The following is a 17,502-nucleotide window of genomic DNA, read 5'->3' on the forward strand; positions in this document are numbered from 1 at the left end:
GGGAACAGGGGGGTATCAAATGGTTTTCCTGGGCCTGCGGTAGGCGTAGTAGGCCAGGACGGCCTCCAGGGCTTCCCGTATGGCCTCGCGGATGGGCAGGTGCCGGCCGGCGAGCTTTTCATCTATGGCCAGCAACTGGAAATAGTAATCCCGGGTAAGGGGCACGGCCCCTCCCGACCGGATGTGTTCCGTGGCCCGGGTTACTTCCAGTGGTTTTTCCTCCTTGATGGTCCGGCAGGTCGCAAGCCTCGGGTTCCCCAACTTGTCCAGCACGGCCGAAAACCCAAAAATCCGGCAGATCAGCCCACGGTTGCCGTAGGCGTTGCAAAAACCGCCTGCCCCGGGTTTGAGGAAGGGTGCAAAGGCAGGGCAAAGACCATCTGTTTCTTCCTTCAACTTGTCGTACCAGGCCTGGGCCTCATTGGCCTTAAACAAATGGTAGGCGAGCGGCAGGAATTCAAGGGGCGTGGCAAATATGTCCGGTTTCCGGCAGCACTTGCCACAGCCGGAAAGGCAGGAGAGGTTTGTAGCTTGCTGAAAGGTGGCTACTTCCTTTTCCAGTTGGCGGAACACCCGTTCCACCGCCCGGACTTTATGGTACAGGATCAATCGTCATTTAAAAGCAGGCGCAAAGATACACCGCGTGCTGCCACTCCCGACAAAGGGGTGAAAATATTATTCCCCTGCTTATTTACCGGTAGCTTCCAGGGCCAGGTCCACATAAACCTGGACCTCCTCGGCAATCTTTTTGAAGACGATGGTCGGTATATCAATCCCATGGTCCTCCGTACGAACGGTAAAGTTGGCTCCGACCAGCCACCGGTCTCCCTGGCGGGTAACTTCGGCCTCCGTTTCCACCTCCCGGGGAATTCCGTGAATGGTCAGGGTGCCGCTTACCGGCAAGTGTCGGGTTTCTCCGGGATCAAGCCCGGAGATCCCCTGAATCCTGCCGCTAAAGGTCGCTTTGGGGTACCTGTGGGATTCCATATAGTTTTCATTGAAGTGCTCCTGCATCAGTTTGCGCCGGAACTGGAACTCAGACACCAGCATCACCACCGCGAACCCTTCATCTGCAGGACTCAGAATGGCATTCACCTGATGGTTGGTGGCATCGATATCCTCCAGGGGGGTGGAGGCATTGATGCGCACTTCACCCTTCCGGGTAATCCACCGGTCCTGTGCCCGGGCCTGGCAGGCGAGGAAAAAACAACAGGCCAGCAAAAAGTAACTACGACTCATTCCGGGAAGCCTTGGTTGACCCACTCTTCGATCAGGTCGCGGGTGGATTGTGGAAGGCGGCCCGTGGGCGGCATGGGGTCGGAGGTGCTGTTGATCCGCCCGAGCAGACCCCGGTTCTCGACGGCACTGCGTACCTGCTCCAGGGTAAGAAGCGACATGGGGGCGTTTTGGGTGGGTGGATCACCATGACATGTGGTACAATTGGAACTTATGATGGGAGCGATATCTGCCTGATAGGATACGGCTGAGGGCTCCGGGGTATCCGGGTCGGTATCCGGCCCGCTGTCGGGGTTGTTGGTGGGGGGGTCGTTCAAGGGATCGGAATCCCCGCCTTTGGAACAGGCCAGTGATGTGGCCAGCAGCATGGCAAGGGACAAATAGATCAGCTTTTTCATAGTTTGTTTTTTTAGGTTAGGAATAAAGATTCACCTAATGGACTGGAAGCCAATAGCGTGCCTTCCTTTAATAGATGTAGAAATTCCGGCAGGGTTGCTTTGCGTACCATAGAATTGGAAGGTTCAATTGGGGTGGACAAAAAATTAATTTACTAAGTTTAAAGAAAAAAGCCCCTGGTAATTCTCGGCCATCGGGCATAACCTAACCAATTTCAACAGCTATGAAAAAGTTATTTGTAACAGCCTGCCTGGCCCTGTTTTTGCCCGGCTGCCTGCTCGGTCAGGAAGACCTCCTGGCCTCCATCGACAAGTCCGATTCAACGCGAATAGAGGATGCCGCCTTCAAGGGCCTCAAAATAGTCAACTTCGAATCCACCAAGTTATTGTCAAAGCGGGAATTCTATTTTATCGTTTCCCACCGATTCGGGAGTATCAGTAACGGATTCGATGATTTCTTCGGCCTTGATTTCGCCAATACCCGCCTTCATTTTTTATATGGGATATCCGATGGTTTCAATATCTCCGTATCCCGGAGCTCTTTCAACAAAACCTACGATCTGTCCTTGAAATACAGGCTGATACAACAGGATTTGAACATGCCCGTAACCATTGTGGGATACAGTCAGATGGCGATCAATACCCAGCTGGACGAAGACCTGCTCACCATTCCCGTGGATTTCGGGGATCGGCTTTCCTTTACGCAACAGGTTCTTATTTCCCGCAAATTCAACGACCGGCTGTCGCTGGAATTGATGCCGACTTATTTCCATGAAGGCTACGTGGACTACCTGCCGCAGGATAATTCCCAATGGGCGCTGGGGATTGGAGGAAGGTATAAGCTGGGCAAACGCTGGAGCCTGAACGTCGATTACGGCTGGCACCTGAACCGGGCGGATGGATCGCCCTTCCGCAACCCCTTGTCCATTGGGGTGGATATCGAAACAGGCGGTCACGTTTTCCAGCTGCATTTCACCAATGCGCAACCTACTTTCGAAAGCGGGTTCCTTGGCAATGCCGTGGGAGACTGGTCGGACGGCATCATCTATTTCGGTTTCAACCTGAGCCGCGTATTTAATTTCTAAAGCGACCGCTTTAGCTTTCCCAATCCGTGTGGAAGGTGCCTTCCCGGTCGGTTCGCTGGTAGGTATGGGAGCCGAAAAAATCCCGTTGGGCCTGCACCAGGTTCATCGGCAGCCTGCCCGTGGTATACGAATCAAAATAGGAGAGGGCGCTCGAGAGGCCGGGCAGCGGGATCCCTGAAGCTACCCCCAGGGCAACCACGTTCCGTGCAGGCGCCACCGTTTCCCGCAGGGGGCTCCTGAAAGTTTGCGAGAAAACCAGGTTGACCAGGGAAGGCTCCTGCTCATAGGCCATTGAAATGGCTTCCAGCAGGGCTGCGCGGATGATGCATCCCGCCCGCCAGATCCGGGCCACTGTGGCCAGCTCCAGTTCGTAGCCGTAGGTTTCGGAGGCTTCGGCCAGTTGGTGCAGCCCTTGGGCATAGGTGAGCAGGAAACCAAAATAGAGGGCGGCTTCACAATCACGCACCAGGGTCTCCCTGTCGGGGGCCTTGCCGGCGGGCCGGTCAAACAGCCCGTCTGCCCGCAGGCGGTCGGCCTTAAAGGCTGAGATTGCCCGCATGCTGACGGCAATGTCGATAGTGGGCACGGGGATGCCCAGGTCCATGGCGTTCTGGGAGGTCCATTTGCCCGTACCTTTCTGTTTGCCCTGGTCCAGGATTTTATCTATCAGGTCGCCCGAATCCAGGTCGTCTTTCTTCCCGAGGATTTCCGAAGTGATTTCCACCAGGAAGGATTGGAGGCGGCCCTGGTTCCAGCGGGCGAAAACCTCCCGGATCTCCGCATTGCCCAGGCCCCCGGCCCGCCTCAGCAGATCGTATACCTCCGCGGTGAGCTGCATCAGGCCGTATTCGATGCCATTGTGCACCATCTTGACGTAGTTTCCGGCGGATTTCGGCCCCAGGTAGGCCACACAGGGGGTACCCTCGAATTGGGCAGCCACGGCTTCAAAGATGGGACGGACTTCCCCATAGGCTTCCCGGTCGCCGCCGGGCATGAGGCTGGGCCCCTTCCGCGCCCCTTCGGCCCCCCCGGAGACCCCGGCCCCGAAGAAGTGGATTTTCTTTTCCTTCAGGTAGGCCTCCCGCCGGTCCGTATCCCTGAAAAACGAATTCCCGCCATCGATGATCAGGTCCCCTTCGGATACCAGGGGCAACAAATCCTCGATGACGGAATCTACAATAGGCCCCGCGGGGACGAGCAGCATAATTTTCCGGGGGGTTGCCAGGCCGTGTACGAATTCCTCCAGCGACCCGGTGGCGTTTACCTTTTCCAGGTCACCCCCTTCTTCTTTCAGCGCTTCCACCTGCCCGGGATCGAGGTCATATCCCAGGGCGGAGAAGCCGTTATCGGCCACGTTGAGGATGAAATTCCGGCCCATGACCCCAAGGCCGATTAAACCAAATTCGTATTGTTTGGATGCTTGCATAGTGGATGTCCTTAAATCTGAAGGCGGGAAAGGAGGAAGTCTTTTCCGCGCCCGATTTTCGACGTATATTCGTCTTTTACCTCAAAAATAGGGCAAATAATCTACATACCATGAATGGCATAAACGGACAACTCCTGATCATTTTCGGGGCTTCTGGAGACCTCACCGAGCGCAAGCTCATCCCCTCGCTGATGAACCTGTACCAGGGGGGGCACCTGCCGGAGTCCTTTGCGGTCCTAGGGGTGAGCCGTAGCGATATGGACGATGCGGATTTCCGGAAAAAAGTGGCGCTCGAAAACCCGCATATTCCGGAGACAGTGGGCAATTTCGGGGACCGTAAGGAATTTGCCAAACGGTTGTTCTACCACGACCTGGAGAGTTACACCGAGTCCTACGAGGGGCTGAAGCAGCGGATTGATGCGCTGGATGAGGAACAGGGTACCCAGGGGAATTTCATGTTCTACCTCTCCGTGCCGCCGCGGATTTACGAGACGATTGCCTCCAAACTGGATGATCAGGGATTGTCCTCCGAGGAAGGGGGAACCCGCCGGCTGATCGTGGAGAAGCCCTTTGGTTACGACCTGGAAAGTGCCCGCGAACTAAACACCGGGCTGCAGCGCTACTTCAGGGAGTCGCAGATTTTCCGCATCGACCACTACCTGGGTAAGGAAACCGTTCAAAACCTCCTGGTTACCCGGTTTTCCAACAGTATCTTCGAGCCGCTCTGGAACCGCAACTACATCCGCCATGTGGAAATCACCAACGCGGAGAGCGTTGGGGTCGGCAAGCGCGGGGGGTATTACGACTCGGCCGGCGCCCTGAGGGATATGTTCCAGAACCATTTGCTGCAGATCATCTCCCTGGTGGTCATGGAACCGCCCATCGGGCCGGACGCAGAGGAAATACGGAATGAAAAGGTAAAGGCCCTCAAGTCGCTGCGGATCATGCGCGACCCGGAAACCCTCTACAAGCACACCATCCGGGGTCAGTATATGGCCGGGGAAATCGATGGGAAAGCCGTCCCGGGCTACCGGGAGGAGGAGGGGGTGGACCCGGAATCGACTACGGAAACCTATGCCGCCCTGAAGTTTTACGTGGACAACTGGCGATGGGCAGAGGTCCCGTTTTACGTGCGTACCGCCAAGCGGATGCCTACCAAGGTGACCGAGGTGGTCATCCACTTTAAATCGCCCCACCACCAGATATTCCGGGACATCGGCATGGACAGCAAGGACAACAAACTGATTATCCGGATCCAGCCCAACGAGGGGATCCTGATCAAGTTCGGAGTGAAGGTCCCGGGACAGGGGTTCCAGGTGGAGCGTGCCAACCTGGATTTCTATTATTCCGACATGACGGATGCCAACATCATGGCCGCCTATGAGCGCCTGCTGCTGGACGCCATGCAGGGGGACGCCACTCTCTATGCGCGTGCCGATGAGGTGGAGGCGGCCTGGGAATTCGTGGACCCGATCCTGACCTATTGGGAACAATCGGAGGATGTGGTTACCTACGGGTATTCCGCCGGGGTCTGGGGCCCGAGGAATGCCGACGACCTGATCGAGGGGGCCTACGGCTGGAGGAACCCGGGCACCCACCTGACGGATGACCCCGGCTTTTGTGTGATAACTTAACTGAAGACTATGGAAATACAGGTTTACCCCGGCAAACAGGAGGCTGCTGAAGCCCTGGCCGAACAAATGGCCGAATGGGCCCGGGAAGGCAGCATGGAACACATCGCCCTATCCGGCGGGAGCACCCCGGAGGTGCTTTTCGACACCCTGGCGGAAGACTACTGGTTCCGCCTGCCCTGGAAGGAATTCCAGTTTTACTGGGGGGATGAGCGCTGCGTGCCGCCCACCGATCCGCAGAGCAACTTCCGGATGACCCGGGAGCACCTTTTTGACCCGCTTCCGATCCCGGACGCACACATCCACCGCATCCGGGGTGAGGCCCAGCCCGCCGAGGAGGCTACCCGGTACGAGGCATTGCTGCGCAGCCAGTTACCCCTTGAAAACGGGTTGCCCCGTTTTGACCTGATCCTTTTGGGGATGGGGGACGACGGACACACCGCCTCGGTGTTCCCCCACCAGGCTCACCTGTGGGATTCCAAAAATCTCTGTGAAGTTGCCCAGCATCCGGAAAGCGGCCAGCTGCGGGTAACCCTGACAGGAGGGATCATCAACAACGCCGCCCGCATCGTATTTCTGGTGACGGGTGCCGGCAAGGCAGGTCGCGTGGCAGACATCCTTGGCGGAAAAGGGGATGCTGCTTATCCGGCGGGGCGGGTGGCACCCGGGGACGGCAGGCTGATCTGGATCCTGGATGAGGCGGCTGCTTCGGGCTTACTGCCGGACATGCGGTGATTCGTCCTGCTCGACTCGGGTGATGAAGTATTGGGTATCCCCCAGCCAGGGAAAGGTGGCGTATCGCTCCATATAGTACAACTTCACATAGTCCCCTTCAAATTCCTGCAGGTCGCGGATTACCTCCTCATCCTTGTCCAGGACCGAGAATTCAAAGATCTGGGCCCCTGAGATGCCCTGGCTGATTTCGCCTTCGTACGTCTTGATAAGCACCCCTTTCCGGCTGAATTTGATCAGTTCCCCGGAGCGCACCCCCTCGCTGTAGGGGACGTAGTAAATAAAGGCATAGCTGGCCGCCAATATGATTGCAAGGATCGCCAGGAATAGGAACAGCGCTTTTTTCACGATCGGTTATTTTAAGGACCCTGACGGGTCGGTGATGGAAACTTCGGACTCTTCCTCTTTTTCGAGTGCCCTTTTGATCAATGGCTGGGGCAGCGTCTTTTTGGCTTTGGCTCCCAGTTTTTTGAGGTTTTCCACACGGGAAATCAGGTTGCCACGACCCGTGTACAGTTTTTTCATCGCTTCTTCGTAATCGGTTTTTGCCCCCTGGATCTTATTGCCCACATTGGTCATATCGGCGATAAACCCTTCGAACTTATCGTACAGGGCCCCGGCCTGCCGGGCAATTTCAATGGCATTCCGCCTTTGTTTCTCATTGCTCCACATACTGTCGATGGTCCGCAGGGTGGCCAGTAGGGTGGAAGGGGTGACAATGACGATGTTTTTGACAAAGGCGTTGTTGTACAGGTCGTTGTCAAAATTGATGGCAATGGAAAAAGCCGTTTCTATAGGCACGAACATCAGGACAAAGTCCGGGCTCTCCATTTCGTATAAATCCTCATATTTCTTGGCCGACAGCTGTTCCACATGGCGCTTAAGGGAGGCCACATGGTCCTTCAGGTGGCGTTCGCGCTCCTCCTCTTCGGCATTCACATACCGCTCATAGTCGGTCAGGGAAACTTTGGAGTCGACGATCATCTTGTTGCCGTTGGGGAGGTGGATGATCACATCGGGGAGGAGGCGGCTTCCGTCTTCCCGGGTGAAGCTCTGCTGTACGGAATATTCCCGGTCGCGTTCCAGGCCCGATTTTTCGAGTACGCGTTCCAGGACGAGCTCCCCCCAGTTGCCCTGCATCTTGCTGTCCCCTTTCAGTGCCCGGGTCAGGTTTTCGGCTTCCTGCGTGATTTTGAGGTTCTGGCTCTGGAGGTTCATCAATTGCTCCCGGAGCGCCTGGTGGATCCCGTAATTTTCCTTCCTTGTCTCCTCCACTTTTTTCTCGAACATCTGGATGCGTTCCTGGAGGGGAAGCAGGATACTTTTGATATTTTGCTGGTTCTGCTCGGTAAACTTGCTGCTCTTTTCGTCCAGGATCTTGTTGGCCAGGTTCTCGAATTCCTTGGTGAACCGCTCCTGGAGTTCCTCCAGTTGCTGTTGCTGTTCTTCCTGTTTTTCCCGGAGGTTTGCGATTTCGGCGTCCTTGCGCACGATTTCCTGCCCGAGCCGCTCTTTCTCGAGCTGGAGGGATTCGTTGCGTCCCCGTACCTCCTTCAGGTCGGCGCCCAGGTGTTCGAGGTTCCGGCCCAGTTGCTGCTCCCGTTCCTTCAGCGTGCTCTGGTCCGACTGCGTCTTGAGCTTCACAATGTAGCTGCCCAGGAAATAGCCGGCCGCAAGGCCTGCTACGGCAATGATCCCAACTATCCAGAATTCGCTCATCAGTCTGTGACTTTCAGGTAAAGATAACAAGAAGCCCGAAGAAAGAAAGCGGGAATATCGGATTACTTATTGATCCGGAAAACGCCGCTGTCGGGATCAAATATCACCGTGTCTTCCGGGAACAGCTCCTCAAAGGCCCCTACCCGGATCAGCTCACAGGGCTCCCCGAAAACCGATTCCGCCTGCTGCAGGATAAGCATGCGATCGCAGAGCTGGATGGCCAGGTCTATTTCGTGGGTGGTAAAGAGGATGGTTTTCCGGGTTTCATGGGCGATGCTGCGCAACCCCTTCAGGATACGGACCTTGTGGTAGAGGTCCAGGTGGGTGGTGGGTTCGTCCAGCAGGATCAGCGGGGTATCCTGTGCCAGTGCCCGAGCGATCAGCACCCGCTGCAGCTGCCCGTCGCTGAGGGTATGGCAGGGTCTGTCGCGGAGCGCTTCCAGCTCCATCCGCCGGATGGCCTCCCCGGTGATCCGGGAGTCTTCGGGAGAAAGTTTCCCCAGCCAGTTGGTATAGGGGTGCCGCCCGAGGGCCACCAGTTCGGCCACCGTCAGGTTCCGGGAGGCAGGGGGTTCGGTCAGCACGATGCTCTGGAGCCTGGCCCTGCTGGCTGCCGGGATACCACTTGCTGGCTGCCCGCCGATGCGTATCCGGCCGCTTATGGCCGGTTGCAACCCCCCCAGCGTCCGCAAAAGGGTGGATTTACCCACCCCGTTCACCCCGATCACTGCCGTCAGGACCCCTTCGGGCAGGTCGAATTCCAGGGTACCGCAGAGGGATAGGGGTGGATTGGCGCCGGGATACCCGATCTGCAGCCCCTGGACTTCCAGGGCCGGCTTCTCCGGAGAATTTTCAGTATGCAGGGGCGTGGTTTTCACAACGTTCTAAAATTAGGGGCTCTGGCCTGGAAATCCTAGACAAATCAAGGCGCTTGCCGGTTTTTTGCTCAGAACAGCATGCGGTTCCTGCGCAGCAGCAACCAGATGACCACCGGGGCGCCTACCACCGAGGTAATGGCATTGATGGGGAGTACATAGGAGGAATAGGGCATCTGGGCCACCGTATCGCAGATGAGCATCAGCAACCCCCCGTAAAGCAGCACCCCGGGCATCAGCAGACGGTGGTCCGATGTTCCCAGGAGTTGGCGGGTCAGGTGGGGTACGGCGAGCCCGACGAAGGCGATGGGCCCTGCGAAGGCCGTTATGCCGCCTGCCAGGAGGCCGGTGGCGATCAGGATCCACAAACGGAGCCGCCGGATCGGAATTCCCAGGCTGGTCGCGTAATGCTCCCCCAACAGCAGCGCGTTCAGCCCTTTCAAAAGCAGCAGGGATACACCTGTCCCGATCCCGAAGAGCAGGGCAAGGATTCCCAGCTGGCTCCATCCCAGGCTGCCGACGCTCCCATAGGACCAGAAAATATACTGCTGCAGGCGTTCGGCCCGGGCAAAGGATGACAGTACCGTAACCACTGCGGCCGTGATACTGCCGAACATGAGTCCCACGATCAGGAGGGCCATGGCATCCTTCAGGCGAGTAGCCACCAGCAGGACGGTGAGCAGGACCAGCAGGCTTCCCAGGCTGCTCGCGAGGGCCAGGGACCAGTCCGATACAACCCAGGCCGCAGCCGCCGGGCCCAGGAGGGAGGCCCCCATGATCAGCAGGGCGGCGCCCAGGCTGGCCCCGGAACTGATCCCGAGTACGAAGGGTCCCGCAAGGGGGTTACGGAAAAGGGTTTGCATCAACAACCCGCACAGGGCCAGCCCGCTGCCGGTGAGGATGGCTGTCAGGGCCTTGGGTAGCCGGTAGTCCCGGATGATATAGGCCCAACTGGGCTCGGTGGGTTGCCCGCCAAAAAGCCAGCTGACCGTTTCGCTAAAGGGGATATCCACGGAACCCAGGCCTAAATTGACCAGGAAGGCTACTGCCAGCAGAAGTGCCAGCAACAGGAACCTGCCGGGTTTTCGGGCCGCTGGAATCACGGTTTCAGCGGTTTAAAAAACACGGGTTCATAATCCTGCAGGAGCCCCGGGTGCAGGTAATGGACCAGGTCTTTGAGAATCAGGTCGGGCCGGCTGGGGCCGAGTTCATAATATAACAGCCCGCGGGCGGGGCCCCGGGTGCCGGCATACCCGAAGATACGCCGCTCCCGGAACGCCCGGAATTGTTCGTAATGGGGGTTTGCGGCTGCCATTTCCGAATACGAGGTATACTGGGAAGGGGAAACCCAGAAATCGGCCTGAACCCCCTTGTCGAGGACCGCTTCCAGGCTGAGGGAAAGGCTCCCGCCACCAGGCGTATCGGCCCAGAGGTAACGTGCGTTGGCATCTTCGAGGAAGGCGGCTGCCCAACTGTCGCCCCCGGGCAGGTACCAGATATCCCGGTAGAGCGCCCCGCTGAGTACACTAGGTTGCGAGGTTGCAGACCGGGCCACTTCCCGCGCCTCGAGATAGGCAGCCTCCACCTCCGCAAAATAGGCCTCGGCCCGCGGGAGGTCATTGAGCAGCAACCCGAAGAATTTTACCCATTCGGCCTTTCCAAGCGGGTTTTGCTCCATCCAGTCCCCGTTGTATACGACCGGAATCCCGGCGTCGGCAATTTTCCGGTACGAACCCGGTGCATCGGATACACCGAACCCGACCACCAGTTCCGGCGCGGTTTCCATCACCATTTCGATGTTCAGTTGTTCATTTGCCCCCAGTTCAGCAATCTCCCCCCGGGCGATCCGCTGACGGACCCCGGGGGAGGAGATGTAATCGAGCCCCGGGAAACCGACCAGGGTTTCCAGGGCCCCCAGGGCTTCCAGGGAAGGGATATGGGTGGTGGAGGTCAGGACCAGTTTACTAACGGGTACCGGGATAATGGCATCAAAGGCATCGGCGGGGAGGGTGACCGAAGCCAGTTGCTCCCTGGGGACAAGGGCATATTCGAATTTGCGAGAAGCCCCCGGCCAGGGGTCGCTTATGGTGAGGTAGGTGATGCCGGAGCTGTCCGTCCTGGCTGTAAAGCCACTGGCGTACTGCAGTTCCAGATGTGACTCCCGTCCTGCCTGAGGCAGGGGGGGCTTTTGGGTCTCGGGCTTTTCCCGGCACCCCAGGGGCAATAGCATCAGGAATAGGAAACAAAGGGTACGGCCCACGGATTGCGTATTAGGATTTTCAAAAGTAGCCTGAAAATTTCGGGTGTCAAAGTCCCGGACAAATGCGTAACTTGAGCCCGGATAACGGTTCCTGCAGCCCTCCGGGTCGCAGGATTAAAAGGGAATCCGGTTAAATGCCGGAGCTGTTCCCGCAACTGTAAGCTCAGTCCCCGATGGGGATGCCCGCTGCCAACTTCGTTTTACCACTGTCCTCAGGGACGGGAAGGTAGGCGGCCGGGACGCAAGCCAGGAGACCTGCCGCCATCCGTATTCATTGTTAAACTTTCGGGATAAAAGTTTAGGTAGCAGTTTTCTGTGAAAAACCTTTCCCGTGTCTTAAAACACGAAGACATGCAACATCTAATGCGGACCTGCTCCGCTGCAGCCTGTTTGGTTGCGGCCATAGGGGCGATGGGTCAAACGGACACCACGATCGTTGAAAAACTGGACGAAGTGGTCGTCTCCGACAGCCGCTTTCCCCTGCGCTGGCAGCAAAGCGGCAAAACGGTCATCCGGCTGGGCCGGGAGGAACTCGAAAACTACCGGGGGGCGAGTATGGCAGAAATACTCAACGCCCAGACGGGCTTTGAAATTTCCGGCAGCCGGGGACGGCCCGGGGAGGTACTCGGCGTTTTTGCCCGAGGCGGGCGCGGCCGGCAGGTGCTGGTGCTCATCGACGGGGTGCGCGTGACCGACCCGTCCTCCGCTTCCCAGGAATACGACCTGAGGTTCCTGCAGGCAGGGGACGTCGAATTGGTGGAAATCATCAAGGGTGCCGCCAGCACCCTGTACGGCACCAATGCGGCAACAGCAGTCATCAACATCCGTACGCGCCGGCCCCCGGACTCTCCCCTGGGCCTGCAGGTGGGCAGCGAACTGGGCACCCACCGGTCCAGACAGGACCCGGAAGGCCAGCTCGGGAACTACAGGCAATATGCCCGGCTGGGGGGCAATTCCGGGCGGTTTGGCTACCAGGCGGGGGTTTCCCATGTGCGCGCCACGGGGCTTTCGTCTTTGCGGTCCGGGGAGGAAACCGACCCGTTCGGCAACGTGTCCCTCAGCGGGCGCCTGGCTTACCGGCCGGATGACCATTCAGACCTCGAATTCAGCATTAACAGAACCAATATGCGCACCGATTACGACGATGCATTCAACGGCGCCGATGCCCCATTCCGCTACCTTTCCGAACAAACCCGGCTGGCCCTGTTTTACCGGAATGACCTCGGCAAGGGTTCCCTGGAAGCCCGGGCGGGCTATGCGGCATTCCACTCAGAGAACCGCAGCGATTTCCCCGGGGAATTCAGCGGGAGTACCTGGACGACCGATTGGGTCTACAAGCACCGGGTGAGCGAGGAGGTTTCCGTCCTGGGCGGGCTGATGGCCACCGAGGACCGGGCCGGGGATCCGGAACGGAAATCCTTCCGGTTTGTGGACCCGTATTTCAATTTGCTCTGGGCGTCGGACATGGGCTTCAACCTGAATGCGGGAGGCAGGGCCAACCTGCATTCGGAATACGGCACCCAGTGGGTGTACCAGGTCAACCCTTCCTTTTCCTTCCGCAGGGGAAGGGATACCTATAAGATCCTGGCGACCTGGGCCACCGCCTACCTGACGCCGACGCTGAGCCAGCTTTTCGGGGATTTCGGCGCCAACCCGGACCTGCAGCCGGAGACGGACCGCACCCTCGAAGCCGGCCTGGGGTGGCAACGCAGCGGGTCGTTGCGAATCAGCGCGGTCTATTTTTCACGGAAGGAAACGGATGCCGTCATATACGACGGCGCGAACATGCAGTACCGGAACAGCCTTTCTGCGATCGACGTAAAGGGCGCGGAAGTGGAAATCACCTGGATTCCCATGGACGGCTGGCAGGTGACCGGGGGGTACACCTATACCGACAGGCAGGGGGATGCTGCCATACGGATACCTGCGCACAAGGCGCAGTTGCGGCTGGATGCCCGCTTTTCACAGTGGTGGCGCGCCTCCCTTTATTACCGGTACACGGGGACGCGGACCGACACCGACTTTTCCACCTTTACCAACCGGGAACTCGCGGCGTTTTCACTGGTGGGGGGACGGATCGGGTACCAGCTGCTACCGGGGAAGCTCGATGCCTACCTGCGGGCGGATAACATCCTGAATACCGATTACACGGAGGTGATCGGTTACCAGGTGCCCGGCCGTACCCTGAGCATCGGCTGGTCCCTGAAGTTGTAAAACAACAAACCTCCCGGGACCTTTACGGGTGACCGGGAGTTACTGCTGCGGCATGCGCTCCAGCAGGCCCTGTGGCAACTCAATTTCCTTGTCGAGGACCATGTTGTTGCCCAGGGGGGTGAACATCCGGTTGTCCGTAAAGGTTTCAAATGGGCGTTCCGGTATCCAGCTCCGTTTGGCGGCTACCCCGGTGATTTCCTGTATGGCCCTGGCCAGCAGCGGCTCGTTGGCATCCCCAAGCACGCCCATGTTCCCCAGGTCCTCCCGGAGTTCGATCTCCGGTGCAAAGCCTGCCGTATAGTCAAAGAAACCATCCGCATTTTCATTCCTGCCCACCAGGGGCTGGATGGCCCAGGCATTTTCCGGGTCGATCTGGTTTACCCGGCTGGGGCTATAGATAAAGGGGGCGCCGGGCCGGCCGGGATCGTCTACCATGGTCAGGGAAAATTCGTTTTTCCCGGTGGTGGTCGTGCCAATCTGGATGACCTCGATGTACGGGTCCAGGCCATTGATGACCAATTCGCTGGCCGAAGCCGTACTGCGGGTGGTCAGGATATAGACCCGTTGCAGATTCAGCGTATTGATGGGGGTTCCCGCCCCGGTCTGGGAGGCGAAATAATCGTTTAATGCAGTGGCATCGTCCCGGGTAAAGGCCTCCTGTATCTTGTCGTTCCAGCGCTGGCGCAGGTAGAGGTCGTTGGTCTTTTTGCCGTAGATCATGCTGGAGAGCAGGCGGGAGGAGTTTACCGATCCCCCGCTGTTGTAGCGCAGGTCGAGCACCAGGTCGGTCACCCCGTCCGCCACCAAGCTGCCGAAGGCGTTGTTGAGGTCCTCGTCGTACTCGTTGGTAAATCCGTTGTACATCAGGTACCCGATCTTATCGGCCCCGATCTCAAAAGATTTGACGATATAGACCGGGTTTTCGGACAGGTTTTCCTCCTTGGTCAGGGTAACTTCCTTATTGTTGGGTACGGGGTCGCCCCCGTTGTAGTCGGCCATCATCAGGGTGTAGGTCGCATTGTCGCCAAAGAGCAGCCCGGCATAGTTCCCGCCGTTGAGCATGGTGCCGTCCACGCCCACGAAGATTTCGCCCCGCTCGATATCGGCGGTCGCTGCATTGGAACCACTGACGATATAACGGACCACGCCAAAGATGGGATCCGTGTCGTCCAGCTGGTTGTTGCCGTTGGCATCGTCGAATATCAGTCCGAACTCCAGGCCGTTGCTGCGGGAAATCCCTGCCAGGTTCTGGGTCAGCTCGGTGTAATCGTCACTGTAAAAACTAAACCGGTCCTCTACAAATCGCAGCCGGTTGTCAAAAAAAGCCTCCGGACCGGTCTCCGAGGCGAGGAATTCGCTGTATTCGGCATCGGTGGCAAACCTGTCGTCAGCCAGGTCGGCTACATCCCCCTGCCAGAAATACCAGAGGTTCATGGCCTGCCACATAAAATTTTGGACGTTGACATCGGCAGTGGTACCGGGGGGGGTAGGGCCATCGTCATCTTTGCTGCAGGAGAGCACAAGAAGGCCGGCCAGCAGGTACACTAACTTTTTCATGGTCAATTTTCTTTTTTAATATTTGGAGCAAAGACCGTTCCAAAAAAACGGCCCTATCTTTGCAAAAGCACTGAGAAATAACGCGTTAAACCCTTTTAATCAGTAGTCTTACGTTTCAAAAATATAGACAACTCCACGAATAAAAAATTTTTTGTAACAAATTTCGTCCTCTTTCGTCTTCCTGTTGAAAAGCAATGACAAATTGGTAACAACCGCCACCGACCGATCGATAATGACACAAGCTGAGTTCTTGCAAATCGTAATGCCCTTTAAGGATAAGTTGTACCGGGTAGCCAAACGGCTGCTGATCTCGTCCGAAGAGGCCGAGGATGCCACCCAGGAAGTCCTGATGAAGCTCTGGGCGGGCAAGAAGAAAATGGGCCGGTACAAGAACGTCGAGGCTTTTGCAATGACCATGACCAAGAATTTTTGCCTGGACCGGCTCAAGTCCAAGCAGTCGGGAAACCTGAAACTGGTGCACAGCAATTATGCCGACAAGGGGGCATCCTCCCTGCAGAAGCAGGTGGAAGCCCGGGACAGTGTTTCCCTGGTGGAACGGATCATGGACGATTTGCCCGAGCAGCAGCGACTGATCCTCCAGTTGCGCGACGTGGAGTCGTACGAGTATGAGGAGATTGAAAAACTGATGGATATGAAGCCCACCGCCGTACGGGTGACCCTCTCCAGGGCGCGGAAGGCGGTTCGCGATAAACTAATTGAAATGCATCGCTATGGAATTGGATAAAAAAATAGAAACGTTATTGGAAAAGTACTTCGAGGCCACCAGCACGGCAGCCGAGGAGCGCGAACTCCGGGAGTATTTCTCAGGAGGGGACGTAGCACCCCACCTGGAGCACCACGCACCGATGTTCACCTTCTTTTCCGAGGCCAAAAATCAGAGGTCTACCCGGAAGGTCCCGCTAAAAGCCAGAAGAAACTACGTTCGGTGGGTATCCGTTGCCGCAGTGGCCGTCCTGATGCTCGGCCTGTATTTCGGGAACCAGTACCGGGAGCAGCAAAAAGCTGAATTCGCCTACCAGGAAACCCGTAAAGCCCTGGGCCTGATTGCCCAGAACCTCGACCGGGGTACGCAGAAAGTAGCCCACCTGAGTGAATTCGAAGAAACCAAACAAAAGATTTACAAAAACAATTAAACCCAGAAAAATGAAAAAGTACGCAATAATTGCCCTGATGCTCATCGCCCCCCTGGCCGCTTCGGCCCAGTCGATCTTCGATAAATACGAGGAAATGGATGAGGTGAGCTCTGTGATCGTCAACAAGAACATGTTCGAACTCCTGATAAAAATGGATGTGGACGTGGACGATCCGGAAGCCAAGGAATTCATGGAAATCGCCAAGAGTCTGAACGGTGTGAAGGTATTTGTCACCGAAGACAAAGGGGTTTCGGCCGATATGAAATCCACGGTGGACCGCTACCTGAAATCCGCATCCCTCAGTGAACTGATGCGGGTGAAAGACAAGGACGCCAATGTCAAATTCTATATCCGCCAGGGAAAGGACAGCGACCACGTGAGTGAACTGCTGATGTTCGTAACCGGGATCAAGAACATGGACCTGGAAATGAACGACCGGAAGGTGGAAACCGTCCTGCTGACCCTGACCGGCGATATCGACCTGACCAAGATAGGCGCCCTTACCCGGAAGATGAATCTCCCGGAGGAGCTGAACAAAGCAGAGAAGAAATCCAATAAATAACAAACTGACGGGAGCGGTTCCGGGCGGCCATGCGCCGCCCGGACGTCCCTGTTATAACCCCATGGGGATGAAAAGATCAACTACATACGGTTTGCTGTTTGCGGGACTTGCCTCCCTGCTGCTGTTTATGGGCTGTTCCAGTACCCAGAGCCTGCAGGAGTATTACGTGGACAGTTCGGAAAACCCTAATTTTCTGGTGCTGGACGTCCCGGCAAATATCCTGAAACTGGATGAAGCCGGCCTCAGTGCAACGGAACTTGAAGCGCTCAGCTCCCTCCGTAAACTTAATATCCTGACGTTCCGGAAGACTGAAGCGAATGCCGACTCTTATAAAGAGGAAAGCGCAAAGATCAAGGCAATCCTCAAGGAATCGGAATTCAAGGAGCTCATGAAACTCAACACGAAATACGGCCGGGGGGTCGTCAAATACCTGGGCAATGAAGATGCGATAGACGAGGTGGTCATTTACGGGGACAGCAAGGAAAGCGGCTTTGCCGTCATCCGCGTGCTGGGGAAAAACATGAACCCCGCCCATTTCATGCAGCTGCTCCAGGCTATTGAGAATGCCGACCTGGAAGGGGAGGGGCTGGCCGGACTCTCAGGCCTGCTGAAAATCTGAAAACCAGACTCCGCCAGACGAATCCCAATCCCGCTGT

The 17,502-nt window shown here is 57.1% G+C and carries 18 protein-coding genes and 1 riboswitch; of the genes, 8 read left to right on the forward strand and 10 right to left on the reverse strand.

Annotated elements, in window-relative coordinates; all coding sequences use genetic code 11:
- Positions 1 to 15: 15 nt before the first annotated feature.
- From H7F20_RS08880 to H7F20_RS08890, 3 genes are all read right to left on the reverse strand, one after another.
- On the reverse strand, positions 16 to 609 hold the full coding sequence (locus tag H7F20_RS08880) for a YkgJ family cysteine cluster protein (protein WP_185785730.1): 594 nt from the start codon (positions 607 to 609) through the stop codon (positions 16 to 18).
- A gap of 78 nt (positions 610 to 687) precedes the next feature.
- Entirely contained in the window at positions 688 to 1,239 is a 552-nt protein-coding gene (locus tag H7F20_RS08885) for a YceI family protein (RefSeq protein WP_185785731.1), read from the reverse strand.
- Complete coding sequence (locus tag H7F20_RS08890; protein WP_185785732.1) at positions 1,236 to 1,634, reverse strand: hypothetical protein; 399 nt, start codon at positions 1,632 to 1,634, stop codon at positions 1,236 to 1,238. Before H7F20_RS08890 ends, H7F20_RS08885 begins: the two co-directional genes overlap by 4 nt.
- Positions 1,635 to 1,855: 221 nt before the next feature.
- Here H7F20_RS08890 and H7F20_RS08895 point away from each other — a divergent pair, with 221 nt between their 5' ends.
- On the forward strand, positions 1,856 to 2,716 hold the full coding sequence (locus H7F20_RS08895; RefSeq protein ID WP_185785733.1) for a DUF5777 family beta-barrel protein: 861 nt from the start codon (positions 1,856 to 1,858) through the stop codon (positions 2,714 to 2,716).
- A 10-nt stretch (positions 2,717 to 2,726) separates the two neighbouring features.
- On the opposite strand, the gene gndA is transcribed toward H7F20_RS08895, so the two are convergent.
- Positions 2,727 to 4,142, reverse strand: a complete 1,416-nt coding sequence (gene gndA, locus H7F20_RS08900; protein ID WP_185785734.1) for an NADP-dependent phosphogluconate dehydrogenase — start codon at positions 4,140 to 4,142, stop codon at positions 2,727 to 2,729.
- Between the two features lie 110 nt (positions 4,143 to 4,252).
- Between gndA and zwf the strand changes: the two genes are divergently transcribed.
- Together zwf and pgl are read left to right on the forward strand one after the other, a co-directional pair.
- Positions 4,253 to 5,776, forward strand: a complete 1,524-nt coding sequence (gene zwf / locus H7F20_RS08905; RefSeq protein ID WP_185785735.1) for a glucose-6-phosphate dehydrogenase — start codon at positions 4,253 to 4,255, stop codon at positions 5,774 to 5,776.
- Between the two features lie 9 nt (positions 5,777 to 5,785).
- The gene (gene pgl, locus H7F20_RS08910; RefSeq protein ID WP_185785736.1) at positions 5,786 to 6,508 is read left to right on the forward strand and encodes a 6-phosphogluconolactonase; all 723 of its coding nucleotides are present in this window, start codon (positions 5,786 to 5,788) and stop codon (positions 6,506 to 6,508) included.
- Here pgl and H7F20_RS08915 read toward each other — a convergent pair.
- The 5 genes from H7F20_RS08915 to H7F20_RS08935 form a co-directional block, all read right to left on the reverse strand.
- Positions 6,488 to 6,853: a 6-phosphogluconate dehydrogenase gene (locus tag H7F20_RS08915; RefSeq protein ID WP_185785737.1), complete on the reverse strand. Its 366-nt coding sequence runs from the start codon at positions 6,851 to 6,853 to the stop codon at positions 6,488 to 6,490. The two genes, pgl and H7F20_RS08915, sit on opposite strands and share 21 nt — an antisense overlap.
- Before the next feature lie 6 nt (positions 6,854 to 6,859).
- Positions 6,860 to 8,224: a DNA recombination protein RmuC gene (locus H7F20_RS08920; RefSeq protein WP_185785738.1), complete on the reverse strand. Its 1,365-nt coding sequence runs from the start codon at positions 8,222 to 8,224 to the stop codon at positions 6,860 to 6,862.
- 62 nt (positions 8,225 to 8,286) lie between these two features.
- Entirely contained in the window at positions 8,287 to 9,102 is an 816-nt protein-coding gene (locus H7F20_RS08925; protein ID WP_185785739.1) for an ABC transporter ATP-binding protein, read from the reverse strand.
- A 68-nt stretch (positions 9,103 to 9,170) separates the two neighbouring features.
- Positions 9,171 to 10,202: an iron chelate uptake ABC transporter family permease subunit gene (locus H7F20_RS08930; protein ID WP_370588492.1), complete on the reverse strand. Its 1,032-nt coding sequence runs from the start codon at positions 10,200 to 10,202 to the stop codon at positions 9,171 to 9,173.
- Entirely contained in the window at positions 10,199 to 11,359 is a 1,161-nt protein-coding gene (locus H7F20_RS08935; protein WP_370588493.1) for an ABC transporter substrate-binding protein, read from the reverse strand. The genes H7F20_RS08930 and H7F20_RS08935 overlap by 4 nt, the downstream gene beginning before the upstream one ends.
- Before the next feature lie 68 nt (positions 11,360 to 11,427).
- A riboswitch (cobalamin riboswitch) is annotated at positions 11,428 to 11,637 on the forward strand.
- 73 nt (positions 11,638 to 11,710) lie between these two features.
- Between H7F20_RS08935 and H7F20_RS08940 the strand changes: the two genes are divergently transcribed.
- Positions 11,711 to 13,573, forward strand: coding sequence for a TonB-dependent siderophore receptor (locus H7F20_RS08940; RefSeq protein ID WP_185785740.1), 1,863 nt, complete (start codon positions 11,711 to 11,713; stop codon positions 13,571 to 13,573).
- Positions 13,574 to 13,612: 39 nt separating this feature from the next.
- Here H7F20_RS08940 and H7F20_RS08945 read toward each other — a convergent pair whose 3' ends face one another.
- Positions 13,613 to 15,130 (reverse strand): S41 family peptidase, encoded by a 1,518-nt coding sequence (locus tag H7F20_RS08945; protein ID WP_185785741.1) that lies wholly within the window; start codon positions 15,128 to 15,130, stop codon positions 13,613 to 13,615.
- 232 nt (positions 15,131 to 15,362) lie between these two features.
- Between H7F20_RS08945 and H7F20_RS08950 the strand changes: the two genes are divergently transcribed.
- The 4 genes from H7F20_RS08950 to H7F20_RS08965 all read left to right on the forward strand — a co-directional run bounded on the left by H7F20_RS08950 (position 15,363) and on the right by H7F20_RS08965 (position 17,465).
- Positions 15,363 to 15,875 carry an RNA polymerase sigma factor gene (locus H7F20_RS08950; protein WP_185785742.1) on the forward strand — a complete coding sequence of 171 codons (513 nt, stop codon included), beginning with the start codon at positions 15,363 to 15,365 and terminating at the stop codon, positions 15,873 to 15,875.
- A 16-nt stretch (positions 15,876 to 15,891) separates the two neighbouring features.
- Complete coding sequence (locus tag H7F20_RS08955) at positions 15,892 to 16,284, forward strand: hypothetical protein (protein ID WP_370588494.1); 393 nt, start codon at positions 15,892 to 15,894, stop codon at positions 16,282 to 16,284.
- A gap of 10 nt (positions 16,285 to 16,294) precedes the next feature.
- A complete protein-coding gene (locus H7F20_RS08960) occupies positions 16,295 to 16,846 on the forward strand; it encodes a DUF4252 domain-containing protein (protein ID WP_185785744.1) in 552 nt (183 codons plus the stop codon).
- Between the two features lie 67 nt (positions 16,847 to 16,913).
- Entirely contained in the window at positions 16,914 to 17,465 is a 552-nt protein-coding gene (locus H7F20_RS08965; RefSeq protein ID WP_185785745.1) for a DUF4252 domain-containing protein, read from the forward strand.
- Positions 17,466 to 17,502: the final 37 nt, after the last annotated feature.

It is taken from the genome of Robiginitalea sp. SC105 (assembly GCF_014243345.1).
Lineage (GTDB): Bacteria > Bacteroidota > Bacteroidia > Flavobacteriales > Flavobacteriaceae > Robiginitalea.

Excerpts from the sequence above, each read along its gene's own strand:
- H7F20_RS08895 (WP_185785733.1), top strand. The coding sequence starts at position 1,856 with ATGAAAAAGTTATTTGTAACAGCCTGCCTGGCCCTGTTTTTGCCCGGC.
- H7F20_RS08920 (WP_185785738.1), bottom strand. The coding sequence starts at position 8,224 with ATGAGCGAATTCTGGATAGTTGGGATCATTGCCGTAGCAGGCCTTGCG.
- H7F20_RS08885 (WP_185785731.1), bottom strand. The coding sequence starts at position 1,239 with ATGAGTCGTAGTTACTTTTTGCTGGCCTGTTGTTTTTTCCTCGCCTGC.
- zwf (WP_185785735.1), top strand. The coding sequence starts at position 4,253 with ATGAATGGCATAAACGGACAACTCCTGATCATTTTCGGGGCTTCTGGA.
- H7F20_RS08890 (WP_185785732.1), bottom strand. The coding sequence starts at position 1,634 with ATGAAAAAGCTGATCTATTTGTCCCTTGCCATGCTGCTGGCCACATCA.
- H7F20_RS08960 (WP_185785744.1), top strand. The coding sequence starts at position 16,295 with ATGAAAAAGTACGCAATAATTGCCCTGATGCTCATCGCCCCCCTGGCC.
- gndA (WP_185785734.1), bottom strand. The coding sequence starts at position 4,142 with ATGCAAGCATCCAAACAATACGAATTTGGTTTAATCGGCCTTGGGGTC.
- H7F20_RS08940 (WP_185785740.1), top strand. The coding sequence starts at position 11,711 with ATGCAACATCTAATGCGGACCTGCTCCGCTGCAGCCTGTTTGGTTGCG.
- H7F20_RS08950 (WP_185785742.1), top strand. The coding sequence starts at position 15,363 with ATGACACAAGCTGAGTTCTTGCAAATCGTAATGCCCTTTAAGGATAAG.
- H7F20_RS08945 (WP_185785741.1), bottom strand. The coding sequence starts at position 15,130 with ATGAAAAAGTTAGTGTACCTGCTGGCCGGCCTTCTTGTGCTCTCCTGC.
- H7F20_RS08965 (WP_185785745.1), top strand. The coding sequence starts at position 16,914 with ATGAAAAGATCAACTACATACGGTTTGCTGTTTGCGGGACTTGCCTCC.
- pgl (WP_185785736.1), top strand. The coding sequence starts at position 5,786 with ATGGAAATACAGGTTTACCCCGGCAAACAGGAGGCTGCTGAAGCCCTG.